Here is a 20,120-nt window from a genome sequence, read left to right on the forward strand (position 1 = left end):
AACCGTCCATATTTTCAAAACCTGACTATGTAGCAGGCAGATTTTGAGGCGGTACTTGATAGGTCGAGGCCAGAGCGGCTGACGCAATGATCACCATCGCAGCAATCGGAAAAAGCCACGCGCCAAACGAGACATACAGCACGCCACCCGCAACCAAGCCGACAATGCTGGCAATCGCACCTGCGCTTTGTGCAAAACCTTGAACCGCCCCTTGTAGCTCATCGCCCCCAGCCTGAGACAACACTGCCATGAATGTAGGCCACATCAACCCATTGCCCAGCGCCACCAGCATCGCGGAAAAATAGATCACCACAACTGATCCTGACAAGAGCATTGCAAATCCAACTGCAAGCGCCAGCCCGCCCACGCCCATCAATTGCCGATCTTCAAACCGATCAGAAACGCGCGACAAAATTGGACCCTGAACCACAATCATAGCTAAACTGAGCACAGCAAAATAGGTGCCAATCTGCGGCACGGTCCAGCCAAGGCCCTGGACCGCGTGCACCGGAAAGGCCACATAGAAAAAGCTGAACCCAAGCATCACAAGGAAATTAATCGCCAGCAGCGCCGTCATGTTTGGCAACTTGAGTATCACCCAAAAACCGTTCGCCTGCCGATGTTGTATTTCATATGCGCTTCGATGTTCCTGGCCATATAGATCGCAAGCCGTTGGGTTTTCCAACGGTTCTGTAATCGCCCTTGGCGTGGTTTCAGAAAGGCCAAATCGCATCAAAACCAAGGCCGCTGCGGATATGGCAAAGGCCGCTGACACCGGCAATACCGGCCCAAGCACCGTGGCACCAAGCAGTCCAGCCAAAGCTGGACCCAGTACAAAACCAAGATTGCTAGAGACCGCCATCCGGCCAAAATTTTTCGCACGGTCTTGTTCTGACGTTATGTCGGCAAGATAAGCATTAGAGACCGATACATTGCCACCCGTCAGACCATCAGCCGCGCGTGCAGCAAACAAAACCAAAAGCGGCAGAGTTACAACAAAATCACCAAGCCACTTGCTTTGCACATTCAGCAGTATTGTGCCCGGCAATGCAAACGCCAACAGAAAAATGCCCCAAGATGCCAAGGTCCCAAGCTGGCTAAGCAAAAGAACGCGCCGCCGACCGGTGCGATCGGACATCTTGCCAAGAACCGGCGCACCAAAGAGCTGAAAGAAAGAGTAGGTTGCCGCCAGAATACCATAGACAACTGCGTTCCCGCCCCATTGCGAAACAAGCACCACCAGAAACGGGGTCACGATAGAAAAGCCCAAAGTTCCGACGAAATTCACCGCCAATAGAGGGGCGATTGACGGCTGCTTCGTAAGTGTGTTTTGGTTTTCTTCCATTTCAATCCGCATAGGCCAGCGATTCTCAATTAGAATAGGTCAGTTTGATCAACATTGCCTAATGAACACCAATACTGTTGCTTTGAACCGCCTCTCGCGCAAAATCTTAACGGGTTTTCTTCGGACCGTGACCAAGGTGTGATACAGACGTCAAAAGCCCGATTGTTAAGAGACAGTAATATGACCGATCCTATTTATCCAATTGATCCCAATAGTCTGCTCACCAAGTCATCTGAGGCCAAGGCCTTGGGCACGACTTATGCTGAGCGATACCAATCTGGCGAACCCTACAATCACATTTGCATTGATGGCTTTTTGCCAGAAGACATATTGGATAAAGTTATCGCCGACCTGAAACAGCTGCCTGATGCCGAGTCTAGCTTTAGTCGCCCGCAAGAAAACCTTAAGACTTCTTACATTCCTGAACGGCTCCCTGATTTTAGTAAGAACTTGTTTTACGCATTAAATTCGCGGCCGTTTATTATGTTTCTAGAAGAAATGACCGGGATCAAAGGTCTAATTCCCGATCCATATTTCTTTGGGGCAGGCATCCATAAAACCCAAAACGGCGGGCATTTGGATATTCATGCGGATTTTAATGTTCATTCCGTTATGCGTGTCGAACGCCGCTTAAACGTTCTGATTTATCTCAACCGGGACTGGCAAGCGGAATGGGGTGGAAATTTCGAAATCTGGGACAAAGAAATGGCGCATAAAATGGCCAGCTTTACGCCCACCTATAATCGCATGGTTTGTTTCTCGACTGGATCAGACACGTTTCATGGCAATCCTGAACCCGTGAACCATCCAGAGGGCGAACCCCGCCAATCAATTGCGCTCTACTATTATACGGCAACTTGGGATGACACCCGCAAAGAACATACAACCATCTTCAAGCCACGTCCGGATAGTGGTGACAAAGAAGATCGCCAAGTTGCACGGCGCGAATTTGTAAAAGATATGTTGCCGCCGCGGGTATATCGTCGCATCGCGGGTCACTTGCACCGTATCGGGCTTTGATGGGCATTCCTTGCTATGTGGTGAACTCACCGCATAGCGACTGCGCCAAACGCCCAATGCCGCCTTCATCCAGCGACAAGACATGTTGCAGCTTGGCATAGGCCGCCTCGACAGTCATATCGCGGCCGTCAACAACCCCGTTGTCCCTCAGGATAGCACCCGAGGCATAGGTGCCCAGCGCCATGCCACCTTCGGGGCATTGACTGACAGCAAGCACGGGAATGCCGCGCGTTTTTGCCGTGACCAGTGCGCTTTCCAGCTCTTTTGTATCCGGAGCCGTACCAGACCCATAGCACCGCAACAAAAGTGCATCACAGTTTTCTGCTGCATAGTTGAATAAGCCGCCCGCAAGGCCCGGGGCCATTGCCAAGACTGCAACCTGTTTGACCTTATAGGCATGCAGGCGAAACTTCGACGAGGTCCGTCGCGGAATTGTTGCATTCGGGGTTTCTCGAAACGCATCGAAATCTGTGGAATGTGATTTCCGCACACGTGCGCCATGCATCAATTGACCTGAAAATTGAACCCAAACACCGGCTGGTGCCGTCAGCCCAGCCTGTAAGGCGTCACGCAGATTGCGGTGACCATCACTGCCCTGTTCTGAAAGCGGCAACATAGAACCGGTTACAATCACTGGCACATCTAGGCCTTCGAGCGCAAAGCAAAGCGCAGCCGCCGTATAGGCAAGCGTATCGGTGCCGTGGGTAACGACAAATCCTTGGTAGTTCCCACGTTCTTGGGCGATGATTTGCGCAACACGCGTCCAATCTGACGGGTCGGCATTTGCGCTGTCGATCAAGGGTGTTAACAAGCGTAGATCGACCTGTGACACGAGTGCGCCGGATTGCGAAAGCGCGTTGATGCAGTCTTCGACCACGCCGGAGCGCGGTGCAAATCCTTGCGGCGTTGCAACCATTCCAATGGTGCCGCCTGTATGTATTACTAGAATGGACATAGTGCCTGCCTAAGCCAGTTCAAATCTATGTTCTATGATATTTTTTAAAATTAGGGGTTTCGAAACCGGTTTCGTCAGGCATGAAGCCTGAAGATGAACTGCAATGTCTCTTGATTTTGTAGCAAAGCAGGTCAAAAAATGATAGCGGTAACATTAAGTGCCAAAGAGCGCTTTTTTATGAACTAGGAGAACCCCGTGAAACGGTCTGACGTAAATGAAATCTTGCTGCGCGGTGATAGCTTTATTCGGTCTTTTGGCTATGTCATGCCCCCGTTTGCCTATTTCTCGCCTGAAAAACTGCAATCGGTTGGCGGCCTGTACAAAGAACGTCAAATGGGATGGGACATCACGGATTATGGCCAAGGCAAGTTCGACGAGTTAGGCTTATTTTTGTTCACGGTCCGTAATGGTTTAAACGATGATCTAAAAAGCGGTAAGGGCATGCTATATGCCGAAAAAATCATGATCAGCCGCGAAAAACAGTTGTCGCCCATGCACCGGCATTTCCTGAAGGCTGAAGACATCATCAACCGCGGAGGAGGCACACTTGTGCTTGAGCTTTTTGCGGGGGCCGAAGATGGATCGATTGATCGCAATGCACCAGTTTCCGTGCCAGTCGATGGGATTATGCGTACCGTTGATGCCGGCGGATTGCTGAAATTGGAACCGGGCGAATCTGTTACGCTTATGCCTGGCGTTTGGCATGCCTTTTGGGGCGAAGGTGGAGACGTTTTGATCGGCGAAGTTTCGACAGTGAATGACGACCGGACAGACAATGATTTTGAGATGAAGATTGGGCGATTCTCTTCGATTGAAGAAGACGAAAAGCCAGTGCACCTATTGGTGTCAGACTACGACAAGTGGCTTTAGTTGGGGGTTTACCATGATTTTATGCGCTGGTGAGTGCCTGATAGACATGTTGCCCGTCACGGCGCAAGACGGCGCAGCCGCGCTGCAGCCAGCGGTAGGTGGCGCGGTCATGAACACGGCTGTTGGTCTTGGGCGGCTTGGGGTGCCAGTAGAGTTTTTATCCGGTATTTCGACAGATGCCTTCGGCCAACAAATCAAAACCCACGTAACGGCCAGCAATGTTTCGACCAAGCTCGCGGTGTTGAGCGACCGCCCAACAACACTTGCGTTTGTCGCAGTAAACAATGGCGTGGTTTCATACGAATTCTACGACGAAAACACCGCTGGTCGCATGATCAATCCCCAAGATATTGCGGCTATACCTGAAGACGTTAGCGCTCTGTTTTTTGGGGGGATCAGTTTGATCAGTGAACCCGCCGCCGATACCTATGCCACGCTTTTGAAAACCCATGCCGCACAACACGTTGTCATGATGGACCCTAATATCCGACCTGCTTTCATAGCGGACGAGCATCGGTATCGTGCACGCTTGGCGCAAATGCTCTCTGACACTGACATCGTAAAGACATCAGACGAAGACCTGGCTTGGCTGTTCCCCGAGATCCCAAGAATCGAAGATGCAATTGGAGCCCTGTTGAACTTGGGGCCAAAGTTGGTCCTGTTCACAGAAGGTGCCAAAGGCGCTACGGCTTGGAACTCTCAGGGTCAAAGCCTGTTTGTACCGGCTCCAAAGGCCAAAGTTGTTGATACAGTAGGGGCAGGTGACACGTTTAATGCGGGATTTTTGGCTGCGCTATATGATGGCCAGCACTTGAAAAAGTCAAAGATTGCCTCCCTATCAGAGGCAGAAATTGCCAAAGCTTTGGCATTTGCCGCGCGTTGTGCCGCCGCGTCTGTTGAACGCTCTGGTGCGCAGCCACCATGGCGGGAAGAGGTGCAGGGAGGCTAAAGTGTCAGCGGCTCTTCGGCTTCCGAAGCGATATGTGCAACAATGCAACAATTCCATATTGCATGCGCAGCGCCATATTGTGCGGGCGCAGCATTTCACTCTATGTTAGCGCTATCATAAGTACACCATAGCCGCCCAGGACATGACATGACCAACACCACACTTTCAGAAACACAAATTCGCGAAACAGCATACCTTTGTTGGTTGGATGAAGGTCAGCCGGAAGGTCGTGATCAAGCGCATTGGCTTAAGGCAATCGACATCCTGACGCCTACGACAACGGGCGACAAGCCAAAACGCAAAACAAAGGTCGCTGGCGCAGCCGGAAAACCCAAAGCCAAACCCCGCGCAAAGCCCAAGGCGCGCACAAAGAAAGCCGCGACAAAATAGGCCCAATCTTTCAAACGCCGGTGAATGTTCCAGCTTTGTATTGAAACAGGCCCACCCAGAGCTTCTCGGCTTGCAAATCCCCTGCTTGCCGAGTTTACCTTGGTTAAAATGACCGGCCCACGGCCAAAACGGATGCACAGAAAGCAATATGTCAAATCAACATCAGACCACGCTGACGGCGGAAACGCTGCGCAAAGACATCACTCAGCACCTAAAGCTGTCAATTGGCAAAGATCCCGAGCACGCAAGCTTGTATGACTGGCGGATGTCGCTGTCTTTGGCGCTGCGTGATCGCGTTGTTGAACCTTGGTTTGCATCCACACGCAAGACATACGAAGGCAAGCACAAACGCGTTTACTATCTGTCGATGGAATTCTTGATTGGCCGCTTGATAGAAGATGTCACCATTAACCTGGATGTCGAAGATATCGCACGCCAAGCCATGTCCGCGCTTGGGCAAGACTATGACACCGTAGTTGTCGATGAACCTGATGCCGCATTGGGCAACGGTGGTCTTGGACGTCTTGCAGCTTGTTTCATGGACAGCCTTTCTACCCTCGCAATTCCAGCCTATGGCTACGGTATTCGATATGAACACGGCTTGTTTGAGCAGCATTTTCAAGATGGCCAGCAAATCGAAACCGCCGAAGGTTGGCTTGCCCAGCGCCATGCCTGGGAATTTGAACGCCCCGAAGTCGCCTATAATATTCATTTTGGTGGCTACGTAAGCGACACTGATGGCAAAGCCACATGGCATCCATCTGAAACCGTATTGGCGTCTGCCTATGATACGCCGACGGTTGGCTGGAAGGGTCAATGGGCCAACACCCTGCGTCTTTGGGCTGCCAAACCTATCAAATTGTTTGATCTGGAAAGCTTTAACCGGGGTGATTATGTTGGTGCAAACGCACCCGAGCGTTTGGCCCGTACCATCTCTCGCGTGCTTTATCCCGACGATACGACTGAAGGCGGCAAAGAGTTACGGCTGAAACAGGAATACTTCTTTACGTCGGCCTCTATCAAAGATCTTTTGCGTCGCTTTCTATCCGAAGGCCACAAAATCGAAGACTTAGACCAGCATGTTGCGATCCAGCTTAACGATACACACCCGGCGATTGCTGGCCCGGAACTTGTGCGTATTTTGATCGACAAACACGACATGGGATTGGATCAAGCCATCGATCTCGCCCGCAAATGTCTTGGCTACACAAACCACACATTGCTTCCAGAAGCGCTTGAACGGTGGCCCGAAGATCTGTTTGCACGTATCTTGCCACGTCATCACCGCATCATTGAAATGATCCAAGATCGCCACTTGCAAGCCACCGGCTCTGACATCCGCATCATCGAACATGGCAATGTCAAAATGGGTGAATTGGCGTTTATCATGGCCCACAGTGTGAATGGTGTCTCGGCGTTGCATTCTGAATTGGTCAAAGAGACGGTTTTTGCAGACCTAAACACCACCTATCCAAACCGCATTTTAAACCAAACCAATGGGATCACACCTCGCCGCTGGCTGTACTCTTGCAATCCGGCCCTGCGCAATCTGATCAATGACACGATTGGCACCGGATGGCAGCAGGACCTTGAAAAGCTGCAAGACCTGACCGTGCATCTGGATGAATCGTCTTTCCAAGAGGCTTTTAGAAAAGCCAAAACAACCAACAAAGAACACTTGGCGAAGTGGCTTAAGTCCCGCCATGATGTGACGCTTGATACCTCTGCGATGTTTGACATCCAGATCAAACGCATCCACGAATACAAACGCCAACACATGAATATTTTGGAAACCATCGCGCTTTGGAACGATATTCGTGACAATCCAAATGCCGATTGGACCCCGCGTGTTAAGATTTTTGGTGGGAAAGCGGCCCCTGGATATGCCTTGGCAAAATCGATCATCCGCCTGATCAATGATGTTGCAGCCACGATCAATAATGATCCGGTCACGCGCGAGTTGCTGCAGGTTGTTTATCCAGAAAACTACAATGTCTCGATGGCGGAAATCCTAATCCCAGCTTCGGACCTATCCGAACAAATCTCGACCGCAGGCAAAGAGGCATCTGGCACGGGCAATATGAAACTTTCGTTGAATGGTAGCCCAACTATTGGCACCCTAGACGGCGCGAACGTTGAAATCCGTGATCATGTCGGTGCAGAGAACTTCTTTTTGTTCGGCCTGACCGCCGCCCAAGCGCAAGAAAAACGTCACGAGCACGGCTATTCGCGGCGCGCGATTGAATCCAGCCCGCGCCTGAGCCGTGTTCTTGGCCAAATTGCTGGTGGCGTCTTCTCGAATGGAGATCATCACCGATATTCCGATATTCTGCATAACCTATACGAACATGACTACTTTTTGGTCAGCTGTGATTTTGACGAATACTTCGACAAGCAGCGCGAAGTAGACGCAGTGTATCGCGACGTCAATCGGTGGACACGCATGGCAGCGGCCAACACCGCTGGCATGGGCTGGTTCTCGTCTGATCGAACGATACGCGGCTATGCAGACGACATCTGGGGCGCAAAATCGGTGATCTAATCACCTCCAGAAAACCCAAACAATGAAGAGGATTGGCAAGTGATCAACGCTGAAAACAGCAGACAGATTGTAGACGGCACGCACGCTGATCCTTTTTCGCAACTGGGAATGCATCAGGTCGATGGAAAGCCAACGATCCGTGTCCATTTTCCTGGTGTCGACGCGGTCGATGTTCTGGATGCCAAGACAGGTCGAAAAGTGCTGTCACTTGTGCCCCTGCCTGACACGCCAGCTGTTTTTGTTGGCACGGCAACGCGGCGCAAAATCCCATTCGCTTATCGGTTACGATTGACCAAGGGCCCACATGTCTGGGAGGCCGACGACCCCTATCGCTTTGGACCGGTATTGGGCGAGCTTGACGAACACCTGATTGCTGAAGGTGCGCACTTGGATCTTTGGAAGGTTCTGGGAGCACATGTCATTTCGCATCAGGGTGTTTCCGGCACGCATTTCGCGCTTTGGGCACCAAATGCGCAACGGGTTTCGGTTATTGGAAATTTCAACGACTGGGATGGCCGGCGCAATCCAATGCGCAAGCGTGGCCAAACGGGCGTCTGGGAAATCTTTATGCCCGGGCTGGGCGATGGCGAAGTTTATAAATACGAAATATTAGATGCGCATGGTACTCTGTTGCCGCAAAAAGCGGACCCATTTGGGTTTGGTGCAGAGCACCCACCAAAAACCGCTTCTGTTGTGCGCACCTTAGACGGCCATGCTTGGTCTGACGCAAATTGGATGACCAAACGCGAAGCTTTGCATCGCATTGATCAACCAATTTCAATTTATGAAGTACACTTGGGATCATGGAAACGCGTTCCAGAAGACGGCAACCGACCGCTCTCTTATCTCGAACACGCGCAACAGCTCGTGGCCTATGCCAAAGACATGGGCTTTACCCACCTAGAATTAATGCCGATTTCAGAGTTTCCGTTTGATGGGTCTTGGGGGTACCAACCTGTTGGCTTGTTTGCCCCGACCATACGCCACGGTACGCTAGAGGAATTTCGTGCTTTCGTCGAAGCCTGCCATGCTGCCGATCTGGGTCTTATTCTTGATTGGGTGCCGGGCCACTTTCCCGAAGATCAGCATGGTTTGGGTAAATTTGACGGTACGCCGCTTTACGAACATGCCGATCGCAAAGAAGGCTTTCACCCTGATTGGAACACGCTTGTCTATAACTATGGGCGCAGCGAGGTTTCTAACTATCTGGTTGCAAATGCCCTTTACTGGCTGCGTGAACATCATATCGACGGTCTGCGTGTCGATGCCGTGGCGTCTATGCTCTACCGCGACTATTCGCGCAAAGAAGGCGAGTGGGTGCCCAACAAAGACGGCGGTCGTGAAAATCTGGAAGCCATCGAATTTTTGAAGCGCACCAATACCGTGACGTATGGTGAGATGCCGGGCATCGTTACGATCGCCGAAGAATCCACGGCATTCCCAGGTGTAAGCGCACCCGCGGACCACGGCGGGCTTGGCTTTGGGTTCAAATGGAATATGGGATGGATGAATGACACTCTGTCCTACATTGAACAGGATCCGATACACAGAAAGTACCATCATCACAAAATGACCTTTGGTTTGCACTACGCATTTTCAGAGAACTTCGTGCTGCCGATCAGCCATGATGAAGTTGTGCACGGCAAAGGTTCTATGATTGAAAAAATGCCCGGTGAAGGCGACGACAAGTTCGCCAACCTCCGGGCCTATTACGGGTTCATGTGGGGCCATCCGGGCAAGAAACTGCTGTTTATGGGTTGCGAATTTGCGCAAGGCTTAGAGTGGAACCATAACGCAAGTCTTGATTGGCATTTGCTAGCTCATCCGCAACACGGCGGAATGCAGAACCTCGTGCGCGATCTCAATGCCTTGTTTCGCTCGACCCCTGCTTTGCACCAACAAGATTGCAAACCCGAAGGCTTTGAATGGATCGAAGAAGGCGCAGCCGACGAGTCGATCTTTGCCTGGGTGCGCAAAGGCCATAACGATGCCGCCCCGGTTTTGGTGGTCAGCAACTTTACTCCCATCGAACGCACCGCGCGACGTATCGGGGTGCCAAAAGCCGGCCGTTGGGTTGAAAAACTGAACTCCGATGCCAGCCACTATGGCGGTAAAGATCGTGGAAATATGGGCTTTGCTGATAGCGAAGAAGTCGCGGCGTCAGGGCGTCCGCATTCCGTCTCGCTCACACTGCCCCCACTGTCGACATTATTTTTTGAACTTGAAGAGGGGGCATAAGCCCTAACAGAGAATTGAAATTGGGAGGAAGACCGATGGACAACGAATCTCAGAGACTGGCACAGCAATCGATGGCATTTGTGCTGGCAGGTGGCCGCGGCAGCAGACTTTACGAACTGACTGACATAAGAGCTAAGCCTGCCATGTATTTTGGCGGCAAAAGTCGGATCATTGATTTCGCACTGTCAAATGCAGTCAATTCCGGCATCCGACGCATCGGCGTTGCAACGCAATACAAAGCGCACTCTTTGATCCGACATCTGCAACGCGGCTGGAGTTTTTTCCGCGCTGAACGCAATGAATCCCTGGACATCTTGCCCGCTTCTCAGCAACTCAACAATGAAAACTGGTACAAGGGTACGGCCGATGCGGTGACCCAGAATATCGAAATCATTCGCGGTTATGGACCAAAATACATCATTATTTTGGCAGGTGATCACATCTATAAACAAGACTATTCGCTGATGATCAAACAGCATGTCGACAGCGGCGCTGATGTGACGGTTGGCTGTATCGAAGTACCGCGCATGGAAGCCACGGGCTTTGGCGTCATGAAGGTTAACGACACAGACAAGATTTTGGATTTCGTTGAAAAGCCTGCCGATCCCCCTGCGATGCCCGGACACCCAGATATGGCGCTTGCCAGCATGGGAATCTATGTATTCGAAACGGAATACCTGTGTGAATTGCTGCAAAAAGATGCTGAAAACCCGGACTCTCAGCACGATTTCGGTGGCGATATTATCCCGGACATCGTGAAAAACGGCAAGGCGATAGCACATCCTTTCAGCAGGTCATGTGTGCGCACCGGTTTGGAAGAAAAACCCTATTGGCGCGACGTCGGGACCGTTGATGCCTTTTGGCAGGCCAATGTCGATCTGACCGATTTCAAGCCTGAATTAGATCTTTATGACAATGAATGGCCAATCTGGACCTATTCGGAACTGACAGCTCCTGCAAAGTTCATTCACAACGAAGAAGGCCGGCGTGGGCACGCGGTATCGTCTATGGTTTCAGGCGGATGCATCATTTCTGGCTCAAAGCTTGATCAATGTTTCTTATTCACTGGCGTGCGCACCCATTCGTTTGCGGAACTTAATCGTGTGGTTGCGATGCCCTATGCTGAAATTAAACGCAACGCGCGTCTAAAGAATGTGGTCATTGACAGGGGCGTTGTTATTCCAGAAGGACTGGTAGTCGGCGAAGACCCAGAGCTGGACGCCAAAAGATTTCGGCGCACTGACAATGGCATTTGCCTGATCACGCAGACAATGATTGATAAATTGGATCTCTGACATGAACCTGCTTTTCGTCGCCTCTGAATGCGCCCCCTTTATCAAAACAGGGGGGTTGGCAGATGTGATAGGCGCAGTTCCAAAAGCGTTGACTGACGCGGGGGTCAGCGTCAAAGTTCTGATCCCAGCTTATCCTGCCCTGGCAGATTTGGCGGCGACGGGGCAGGTGGTAATGTCTTTTGACGCGTTGTTTGGTGGGCCGGCCAATATCATCGCGGTGCAGTCAAACGGGTTGGATATACTCTTGCTGCAGGCCGATCATCTTTATGATCGTCCAGGCAGTATTTATCTGGGACCCGACGGTCAAGACTGGGCTGATAACGATCTACGGTTTGCGGCCCTGTCTTACGCAGGTGCGCAAGTGGCCTTAAACGGACTTGGAGATTGGAAGCCCGACGTCATCAATGCGCATGATTGGCAGGCAGGGCTTGTTCCGGCGTATCTCAAACAAAGCGGTGGTGAAACGCCGCCCGTGGTGATGACCATTCACAACATCGCTTTCCAAGGATTGTTTGACGCAACCCGGCTTTCCACCCTTTCGTTGGACGCCGAACTATATACACCCCAAGGCATTGAGTATTTTGGCAAAATCAGCTTTTTGAAAGCCGGTTTAGCGTTGTCTGACAAGATCACAACGGTCAGCCCAACCTATGCAATCGAATTGCTGACCCCGGAATTTGGCATGGGGCTGGATGGTCTTTTGCGTGAACGGCAATCAGATCTATGTGGTATTCTAAATGGTATTGATCTTGATATCTGGAGTCCCGAAAAGGATCAGGCCTTGGTGTCGACCTATTCCGGGCGGGCGCTTAAGGGCAAAGCCAAGAATCGCAGTGAAGTTGAAAAACGATTTGGGCTAAAGGCCGACAGTGGTCCCCTGTTTTGCGTCATCAGCCGCCTAACCTCGCAAAAGGGTCTGGATATGCTGCTGGACTGCTTGCCAGACCTGATTGCCCAAGGTGGGCGATTGGCTGTCCTTGGCAGCGGGGACCCGGATCTAGAACGTGCCTTTGTCGAGGCATCAAACCGCTACAAAGGGTCTGTTGGCACGATCATCGGTTACAGCGAACCCCTGTCGCATTTACTTCAGGGCGGTGCAGACGCCATTCTTATTCCTTCGCGCTTTGAGCCCTGTGGGCTTACCCAGCTTTATGGGCTGCGCTATGGCACAATTCCGGTGGTGGCCCGAACGGGTGGGCTTGCAGACACCGTAATTGACGCAAACGAAGCCGCATTGCTGGCAGAATGCGCCACAGGCATTCAATTTACACCGGTGACAGCGACGATGCTGGGACAGGCGATCGCACGCACCTGCGCACTCTTTGCAAAACCCAAGGTCTGGGCATCGATGATGCGCCGTGCAATGCGGCATCCTGTGGGTTGGGATTTGTCCGCGGACGCCTATCTCGAGGTTTACCGATCATCCCTTGAAGGTTGAGAAATCCAATGACTAAGTTTCAATTGTCCAGCGGTACACCCCGCCGTCTTGGGGCACATCACGATGGGTTTGGTGTGAATTTTGCTGTGTTTTCTGAACATGCGAGCAAGATTGAGCTTTGCCTTTTTTCCGCGGACGGCCAAGACGAGATTCAGCGTATCGCGTTGCCCGAGCGTTCCGGACCTGTATGGCATGGCTATTTAAAAGATTTGCCGATTGGCACGCTGTATGGGTATCGAGCCCATGGGTCTTATGCTCCGGAACAGGGCCACCGATTTAACCCCAACAAGTTGTTGCTAGATCCATACACGCGAGAAATGCATGGCGATTGGGCCAATGATCCCGCAACGCTTGGCTATGATGAAAACTCTCCTGCCGAAGATCTGTCCTTTGATGCCCGTGACAGCGCAGCTTTTGTACCAAAATCAGTTGTCTCGGACCCAGCTCTTTTTAAGGGGCTAAAGGGGCAACACAATCCACACTTAGATCGTGATCTGATCTACGAGGCCCACCCCAAGGGACTAACCAAACTGAATGCTGCGGTGCCCAAAGACATCCAGGGTTGCTACGAAGGACTTGCTTCCCAGCCCATGCTCGACCACCTGAAGTCCCTAGGCGTGCAAGCCATCGAACTCTTGCCGGTCCACAGCTTTGTAGATGACAAATTCCTGGTTGACCGGGGGCTGCGGAATTATTGGGGGTATAATTCGATTGGGTTCTTTGCCCCGGAGCCACGTTATTTTGGGCCAGAAGGCCTAAAAGGGTTTCGCGCCATGGTCGAACGGTTTCATGCAGCCGGGATCGAGGTCATTCTGGATGTGGTTTATAACCACACCGCCGAAGGCGACCAACGTGGACCAACGCTTAGTTTCAGAGGGCTGGACAACGCGTCGTATTATCGCCTGACCGCAGGCCAACCGCGGTATTACGTCAATGATACCGGATGTGGCAATACATTGAATGTCGCGCATCCCTATGTGCTGCGCATGGTCCTTGATAGCCTGCGTTTCTGGGTTGAATGCATGGGAATTGACGGGTTTCGTTTTGATCTGGCAACGACTTTGGGACGCGAAGACCACGGATTTGATCCACGTGGTGGTTTTTTTGATGCCCTGCGCCAAGACCCGGTTTTGTCGCAAGTGCGCATGATTGCAGAGCCTTGGGACATTGGACCGGGTGGCTATCAACTCGGAGAATTCCCTCATGAATTCTCGGAATGGAATGATCGGTATCGCGACTCTGTTCGTCGCTATTGGCGTGGAGACGCCCATAGCGCCCAAGAACTTGGGGCGCGGCTCTTGGGCTCTGCTGAAATGTTTGACCGCGCCGGTCGGCACAGCGACACGTCGATTAATTTCCTTGCGTCTCATGATGGGTTTACCCTGGCTGACACCACCTGCTATGCACAGCGCCACAATCATGCGAATACAGAAAACAATCGCGACGGCCATCACAGCAATTACAGCGACAATGGGGGCGTCGAAGGCCCCACTGACGACCCCAAAATTCAAGCTGTGCGCCAACGCAGACAACGCAATATGCTGGCAACTCTCTTTCTGTCTCAAGGCACGCCAATGCTGCTGGCGGGTGATGAAATCGGCAATTCTCAGCAGGGCAACAACAATGCCTATTGCCAAGACAACGCGCTTGGATGGGTGAATTGGGATCAAGCGGATACAGACTTGCTTGAGTTTGTAAAAAGCCTTTCCAGATTTCGAAAAACTCATCTGTCTGTGCGCCAAAAGCGATTTTTGCATGGTGCTGCACGCAAACGCGATGGGCACCCCGATGTCGACTGGCGGGATTTTGATGGAGAGCCTCTTGAGTGGCGAGATCCAGGGCTTGCCAACCTATGTCTCACGCTGCGCTGCTCTGCCGAAGCGCCGAGTTTTGAGACGGACAGCGATGTGGTATTCATCGTTTTCAATCGAAGCTCAGAACAAGCCAATGTCATTCTGCCAGACACACCCGACGGGTTGCATTGGATTCGGGCAATAGACACAGATAAATACCAACAAGGTGCATTTTGCGAACTTGAAGTCGCCAAAACAGTGGTTTCCGGGCAATCGGTGGTCGCCTTTGTTTTGAAAGCCAACGAGGCTAAGGCATGAACGCAAATAACGAGCTCGCGGCCCTCGCCGACCTCTGTGGGATTATGCCAAGCTTTTACGAAGCCAATGGCACAGAGAGGGTCACATCACCTGAAACCCAAAGGGCGCTTTTGGCCGCCAACGGCGTTGATGTATCATCCGACGATGCCATTCGTCAAAGCTTGGCCGACATGCGTCACGCCATCGAAGATCGGTGGTTTCCCGAAGAAATCATATTACAGAGCCAGCAGGAATCGCCCCAAAATTTTGGTCTTGGCGCTACGTGGCAGTTACGCGTCGATGGCTGTGACGCGGTAGTTGCCCAAGGATTGCCCAGCGATCATATAACTTTGCCGCCCCTGCCCTCTGGCGTCTATGAATTAACGGCCACGGCCTCTGGCCGCACAGAAATCGTCACAGTGCTGGTCGCGCCCGAGCGGCTGCCGTCCATTCAATCTTTGACCGACTCTGATCGTCTTTGGGGCATCAATTTTGCGCTGTATGGCCTGCGATCAAAGCGCAACGCTGGTCTGGGTGACTTTGTTGATCTGGGTGATTTTGCAGAAATTACGGCCAAGCAAGGCGTGGCGTTTCTGGGGATAAACCCGCTGCATAATATGGGGTTTGACGACCACATCGCCATTAGCCCTTATTCGCCGTCCCACCGTGGGTTTTTAAACACTTCCTACATTGCGCTTGATACAATTCCCGGCGTAGCTGCCACAGATAGAGCTGACTTTGAAACGCTAAGGCAATCAAGTACCGTTGCATATCAGGCCCACAAAACAGCACACAATCAAAAGCTGTCAGAGGCATACAAGATCTTTCAGGCAACAGCCCCACAGAGTTTGAAATCAGATTTTGCTGAATTCCAGGCCGCGGCACCACAAGATTTGCTAGAATTTGCAGGGTTCGAAGCCACCAGCGCGCTCTATGGTCCAGACTGGCGGAAATGGCCTGACGCCCCTGAGGCAATCGACCCCGAGCATCTTGAATTTCATTTGTGGTTGCAATGGGTTGCCGAAATACAATTATTCGAGGTTCAGGCGCGCGCACGCGCTGCTGGCATGCCGCTGGGCCTGTATCTTGATTTGGCTGTGGGGCCGCGCAGAGACGGTGCTGAAAGCCGGTGTGAAAGCGATGTTATTGCCACCGGGGTTTCCATCGGAGCCCCTCCCGATCATCTTAGTCCGGAAGGTCAAAACTGGCAGCTTGCCGCCTTTTCGCCGCGCAAACTTAAGGCCCAACGCTATACCGCTTTTCGCCGGATATTGGCGCAGACAATGCGCTATGCAGGGGTGATCCGCATCGATCACGTCTTGGGTCTAAACCGCAGTTTTTGGATTCCCGATGACGGCAGCCCCGGCGCATATATTCGCCAACCCTTTGAATCGCTTTTGGCCATCATCAAGATAGAGGCAGAGCGCCACAACTGTGTGGTTATTGGTGAAGATTTGGGGCTTGTCCCTGAAGGGTTTCGCGAAACCATGCGCCATCATGGTTTCTACGGCTATTCTGTTATGCAGTATGAAAAAAATGATCACGGTGGTTTCCGTGATACGCAAAATGGCCCAACCCAGGTGCTGTCATGCTTTGCCACCCATGACACGCCGACGGTGGCTGGATTTCAAAACGCCCGCGATATTGACTGGTGGCAGGAACTCGCGTGGATTGACGAGGGAACCGCACAGAACATGCGCGCGCAACGCAGCCACGAAGTCGCCTCGCTTGGCCCGGCTGCGGACTTTGCTTTCACTGTTCACGGCTTGCTTGCCGATTCCAATGCTGGGCTGGTTGCGGTGCAATTTGACGACATTCTTTCTGAGGTCGAAGCGCAAAACTTGCCTGGTACCATTGACGAGCATCCAAATTGGCGTCGCAAATACAGTTTATCGTTGGAAGATATGCCCGGTGATGACCGACTGGTATCCCTTGCCAATCTAATGCGCAACGCTGGCAGAGCACGCTTCAAGGCAGCGAACTAATCGGTAAAAACCGCGACTGTCGCAGGTTAGATAATTGTGGGACGTAAACACGTCCCACAAATTTGCGTTCAGCCTACTTTTCATCTTCCGGCTGCAGGACCTCAACTGTCGTCTCTTCAGCAGTCGATTCTAGTGTTTCGTGAACCACTTCGTCTACCGCGTCAGAAGCCCCTTGGTCTTCGATTGCCCCAACAATCAACGGCAGCATTTCTAGCCCCGTCGTATTAACCATTTCGGATGCAGCTGGCGTCTTCCAGCTGAGAGTGTCAAAGCTCTGGCAATTTTCACAAACCGGTGCCCATTCGGCGTGAATATTCTGACAATTATCGCACACCCATTGCGGTCCACGCGACGCCGTCAACGCGCGTGCTAGCCATCCTTTGACCACCGCATCATCCGCGCCTTCGCCACGCTCGATTGCCGCCATCATGGTCAATGTACGCGCGGTTGGATCGCTTTCCCAAAGATCGCCCAATGCGCGACGCGCTGCCGGAAAATCTTCGGCTGCAATTTGCAGCTCTGCCATCAACAATTTGGTTTCGGAATGATCCGGCGTTGACTTTATTAGGGCTTCAAATCGTTTGATGCGGGCAGCGGGTGTTTCATCTGGAACAATGGCTGCAAAGGCCGCTGCAAGATCCGGATGCGGTTGGGCTTCCCAAGCTTTCTTCAATACCCGCAGCGCGTAACGTGGTTTACCCTGTTCAATATAACCTTTGGCCGCAAGCACCGCTGCCGGGATCAAATCAGGGGACAAACGGTTCGCTTCAATCGAAGCCTCGCGCATTTCTATCGTAGAATCTGTCGCTGCAAGATCTTTGGCTTCTGACAAGGCCAGAACAGCGTCACGCCGCTTGTGCACGTCGCGCGGCAACGAACCATGCTTAAGCTTTGCATTCAAAGTCTCGCGGGCAGCGGTCCAGTTTTTTGTTTCTGCCTGTAGCTTTAGCAAAACATCCTGTGTTTCAACATGCTTTGGCTTCAGTGCAAACGCTGTCTCAGCCAGTTTCAATGCAGTCTCTGTGTTGCCGTCTTCCAGCTTTTGCTTCATCAATCCGCGCACACCAACAAATCGGGTGCTTTGATCTTTCAGCAATGTTTTATAAACATCTTCGGCCTTGCGGCGATCGCCAGAAACTTCTGCGGCCTGCGCCGTTATCAAATTTGTCAGCTCTGGCTTGCGCAACAGACGCTCGGCCTTGCGCGCCTTGTCCATAGCCACGCGACCTTCACCCGAGGCCAATGCCATCATGCCCTCTGTCAAAGCTTGATAGCCGCGCCGTTCGCGGCTGCGGTTGAAATAGCGGCTCATTGCGGTTTCATCGCCATTCAGAAAATGGGCAAGCGCAACAAGAAAGGACAAGGCCTTTAGGATCAACCAAACCGCAACAACAAGCACAATCAGGCCAATGACAGACATCAAAGGGCTCAGAGTGTATTCCACCCCAGCCACCGTAATCATCACCCCGCCTTGGCTTTCCATCAAATAACCAGCCCCAAGGGTCATGGCGGCAATGGTGACAACGAAAACCAGAATTTTAGTAAGAGACCAGAGCATAAATTAACCCTTAGTTAGCGTTCAATTGTTGCATCAAGTTGGCGGCAGCTTCCGCAGCATCGATACGCGTTTTGGCTTCTGTGACCCAGCCTGCTAAGGCATCTTGGGCTTCTTGTGGCAACGCAGAAATTTCAGTCAGCGCGTCTGAAACTTCGCCAGACCTTAGGTTATCTTCAGCACGGCTCAATATCGCGTCCGCATCCTGACCATCTTTGGGCGCAACCGACCGCGCTCCTAGTTGCGATTTCATAAAGGCCGTAAAACGGTTTTCACTATCGTCTTGTATCTGACGGGCAGCCGCCAAGGCTCGCCTTGCCGCGTCAGGATAACTTGTTTGCAGGCTGGCCAGAGTTGGCACGCCGCTGTCCGCCATTGCGGACAAAGCATCAGGCACGCTTAGGCCCGCATTCACAGAGAAATCTGACAAGGCTGTACGGTAAGGTGCCCCGCTGTCGATGGCAGAAGTGACCCGTGACAAGGCCGCCCGAGCCAAAGCGTCGCGTGCTGTGATTTTGGCATTTTCTTCCATCGCCGCTGCTTCAGCGCGTTGCGCGGCGACCGACGATTTTAAGGCTTCCAATTCGCGCTCGTAGGCTTGGATCGCAGAGGAGGGCAACCCTTGCGTAATAGGACGCTTTTCAAGACCAACAAGGCGCGCATCAATATCAGCAAGTGCCGTAGCAATATCATCGATGCGGCCATTAAAGGCAGCAATATCAGCAGCAGTGGCGTCCACTGAAGTCGCAAGTGTAGTCGCGGCAGACTGCGCGGCGATCACGTTGCCAGAGGTCTCGTCGTATTGCGCTGAAAGGGTTTCGATGCGTTTGGATTGTGTGCGCAGCTCCGTTGAAAGCCGCGTCATCGCAACCTCATCGCTTCCCGAAACAAGACCAAGAAAAATTGCCGCTCCAAATCCTATCGCTGCGGTCGCGGCACCACCTAGCAAAAGTGTGCCTACACCCGGGCCAGACTTCTCAGACGGGTCTTTCCAGTTCCAGTTTTCTTCTTCGACAAAGTCTTCATCATCCTCTGCTTCATCTGAAGATGCATCGCTCTCTGGTGGCTCAGCAGGTTCTGTTTTTTGGTCGTCTTCTGGGGCTGCGTCCCCCTCTAGCGCTATCTCGTCTGGCTCAGCGGCATCGGTTTCCTTTGTCTCGGCGCTGTCGTCCGCAATGTCCAATTCCGCTGTTTCAGAGTTTTCGACATCATCGACATCCGCCTCGTCTTTGTCAGAGGCAAGGTCTTGGGTAGCAGTGTCGGCAAAATCCGTTGCGGCTTCCGAGGACGGGCTATCATCTACAGGTATCTCTTGAACAACCTCTGCATCAACAATGTCTTCGGTCACCTCAGTTTCCACTTTGGTGTTTTGGTCGGTCGACACGTCAGTCTTGTCTGCCTTGGCCACGTGATGTCACCCTTTCGAATCCAATTTCCCAACTCTGGGA

The 20,120-nt window shown here is 52.2% G+C and carries 14 protein-coding genes; 10 read left to right on the plus strand and 4 right to left on the minus strand.

All coding sequences use genetic code 11. The features are described from left to right. Positions 1 to 25 precede the first annotated feature (25 nt). On the minus strand, positions 26 to 1,357 hold the full coding sequence (locus ABXG94_RS14745; RefSeq protein WP_353535489.1) for an MFS transporter: 1,332 nt from the start codon (positions 1,355 to 1,357) through the stop codon (positions 26 to 28). 168 nt (positions 1,358 to 1,525) lie between these two features. Between ABXG94_RS14745 and ABXG94_RS14750 the strand changes: the two genes are divergently transcribed. Beyond that, positions 1,526 to 2,365, plus strand: a complete 840-nt coding sequence (locus tag ABXG94_RS14750) for a 2OG-Fe(II) oxygenase (RefSeq protein WP_353535490.1) — start codon at positions 1,526 to 1,528, stop codon at positions 2,363 to 2,365. A 13-nt stretch (positions 2,366 to 2,378) separates the two neighbouring features. Here the strand turns inward: ABXG94_RS14750 and ABXG94_RS14755 are convergent, their stop codons facing one another. Further along, positions 2,379 to 3,320: an asparaginase gene (locus tag ABXG94_RS14755; protein ID WP_353535491.1), complete on the minus strand. Its 942-nt coding sequence runs from the start codon at positions 3,318 to 3,320 to the stop codon at positions 2,379 to 2,381. A gap of 195 nt (positions 3,321 to 3,515) precedes the next feature. On the opposite strand from ABXG94_RS14755, the gene ABXG94_RS14760 reads away from it, so the two are divergent. From ABXG94_RS14760 to malQ, 9 genes are all read left to right on the plus strand, one after another. Continuing rightward, the gene (locus ABXG94_RS14760) at positions 3,516 to 4,190 is read left to right on the plus strand and encodes a D-lyxose/D-mannose family sugar isomerase (protein ID WP_353535492.1); all 675 of its coding nucleotides are present in this window, start codon (positions 3,516 to 3,518) and stop codon (positions 4,188 to 4,190) included. 13 nt (positions 4,191 to 4,203) lie between these two features. Beyond that, positions 4,204 to 5,139, plus strand: a complete 936-nt coding sequence (locus tag ABXG94_RS14765) for a carbohydrate kinase family protein (protein WP_353535493.1) — start codon at positions 4,204 to 4,206, stop codon at positions 5,137 to 5,139. A 147-nt stretch (positions 5,140 to 5,286) separates the two neighbouring features. Continuing rightward, positions 5,287 to 5,529: a DUF2934 domain-containing protein gene (locus ABXG94_RS14770; protein ID WP_353535494.1), complete on the plus strand. Its 243-nt coding sequence runs from the start codon at positions 5,287 to 5,289 to the stop codon at positions 5,527 to 5,529. Between the two features lie 148 nt (positions 5,530 to 5,677). Further along, the gene (locus ABXG94_RS14775) at positions 5,678 to 8,071 is read left to right on the plus strand and encodes a glycogen/starch/alpha-glucan phosphorylase (RefSeq protein WP_353535495.1); all 2,394 of its coding nucleotides are present in this window, start codon (positions 5,678 to 5,680) and stop codon (positions 8,069 to 8,071) included. A 39-nt stretch (positions 8,072 to 8,110) separates the two neighbouring features. Further along, entirely contained in the window at positions 8,111 to 10,309 is a 2,199-nt protein-coding gene (glgB, locus tag ABXG94_RS14780; protein WP_353535497.1) for a 1,4-alpha-glucan branching protein GlgB, read from the plus strand. 35 nt (positions 10,310 to 10,344) lie between these two features. Beyond that, a complete protein-coding gene (glgC, locus tag ABXG94_RS14785) occupies positions 10,345 to 11,604 on the plus strand; it encodes a glucose-1-phosphate adenylyltransferase (RefSeq protein ID WP_353535498.1) in 1,260 nt (419 codons plus the stop codon). A gap of 1 nt (position 11,605) precedes the next feature. Further along, positions 11,606 to 13,042 (plus strand): glycogen synthase GlgA, encoded by a 1,437-nt coding sequence (gene glgA, locus ABXG94_RS14790; protein WP_353535499.1) that lies wholly within the window; start codon positions 11,606 to 11,608, stop codon positions 13,040 to 13,042. An 8-nt stretch (positions 13,043 to 13,050) separates the two neighbouring features. After that, positions 13,051 to 15,153: a glycogen debranching protein GlgX gene (gene glgX, locus ABXG94_RS14795; protein WP_353535501.1), complete on the plus strand. Its 2,103-nt coding sequence runs from the start codon at positions 13,051 to 13,053 to the stop codon at positions 15,151 to 15,153. Continuing rightward, positions 15,150 to 17,117, plus strand: coding sequence for a 4-alpha-glucanotransferase (gene malQ / locus ABXG94_RS14800; RefSeq protein WP_353535503.1), 1,968 nt, complete (start codon positions 15,150 to 15,152; stop codon positions 17,115 to 17,117). The genes glgX and malQ overlap by 4 nt, the downstream gene beginning before the upstream one ends. Positions 17,118 to 17,190: 73 nt before the next feature. Here the strand turns inward: malQ and ABXG94_RS14805 are convergent, their stop codons facing one another. Together ABXG94_RS14805 and ABXG94_RS14810 are read right to left on the minus strand one after the other, a co-directional pair. After that, positions 17,191 to 18,675, minus strand: a complete 1,485-nt coding sequence (locus ABXG94_RS14805) for a heme biosynthesis protein HemY (RefSeq protein ID WP_353535505.1) — start codon at positions 18,673 to 18,675, stop codon at positions 17,191 to 17,193. 10 nt (positions 18,676 to 18,685) lie between these two features. Next, positions 18,686 to 20,080, minus strand: a complete 1,395-nt coding sequence (locus ABXG94_RS14810) for a hypothetical protein (protein WP_353535507.1) — start codon at positions 20,078 to 20,080, stop codon at positions 18,686 to 18,688. Positions 20,081 to 20,120 lie beyond the last annotated feature (40 nt).

It is taken from the genome of Cognatishimia sp. WU-CL00825 (assembly GCF_040364665.1).
Lineage (GTDB): Bacteria > Pseudomonadota > Alphaproteobacteria > Rhodobacterales > Rhodobacteraceae > Cognatishimia.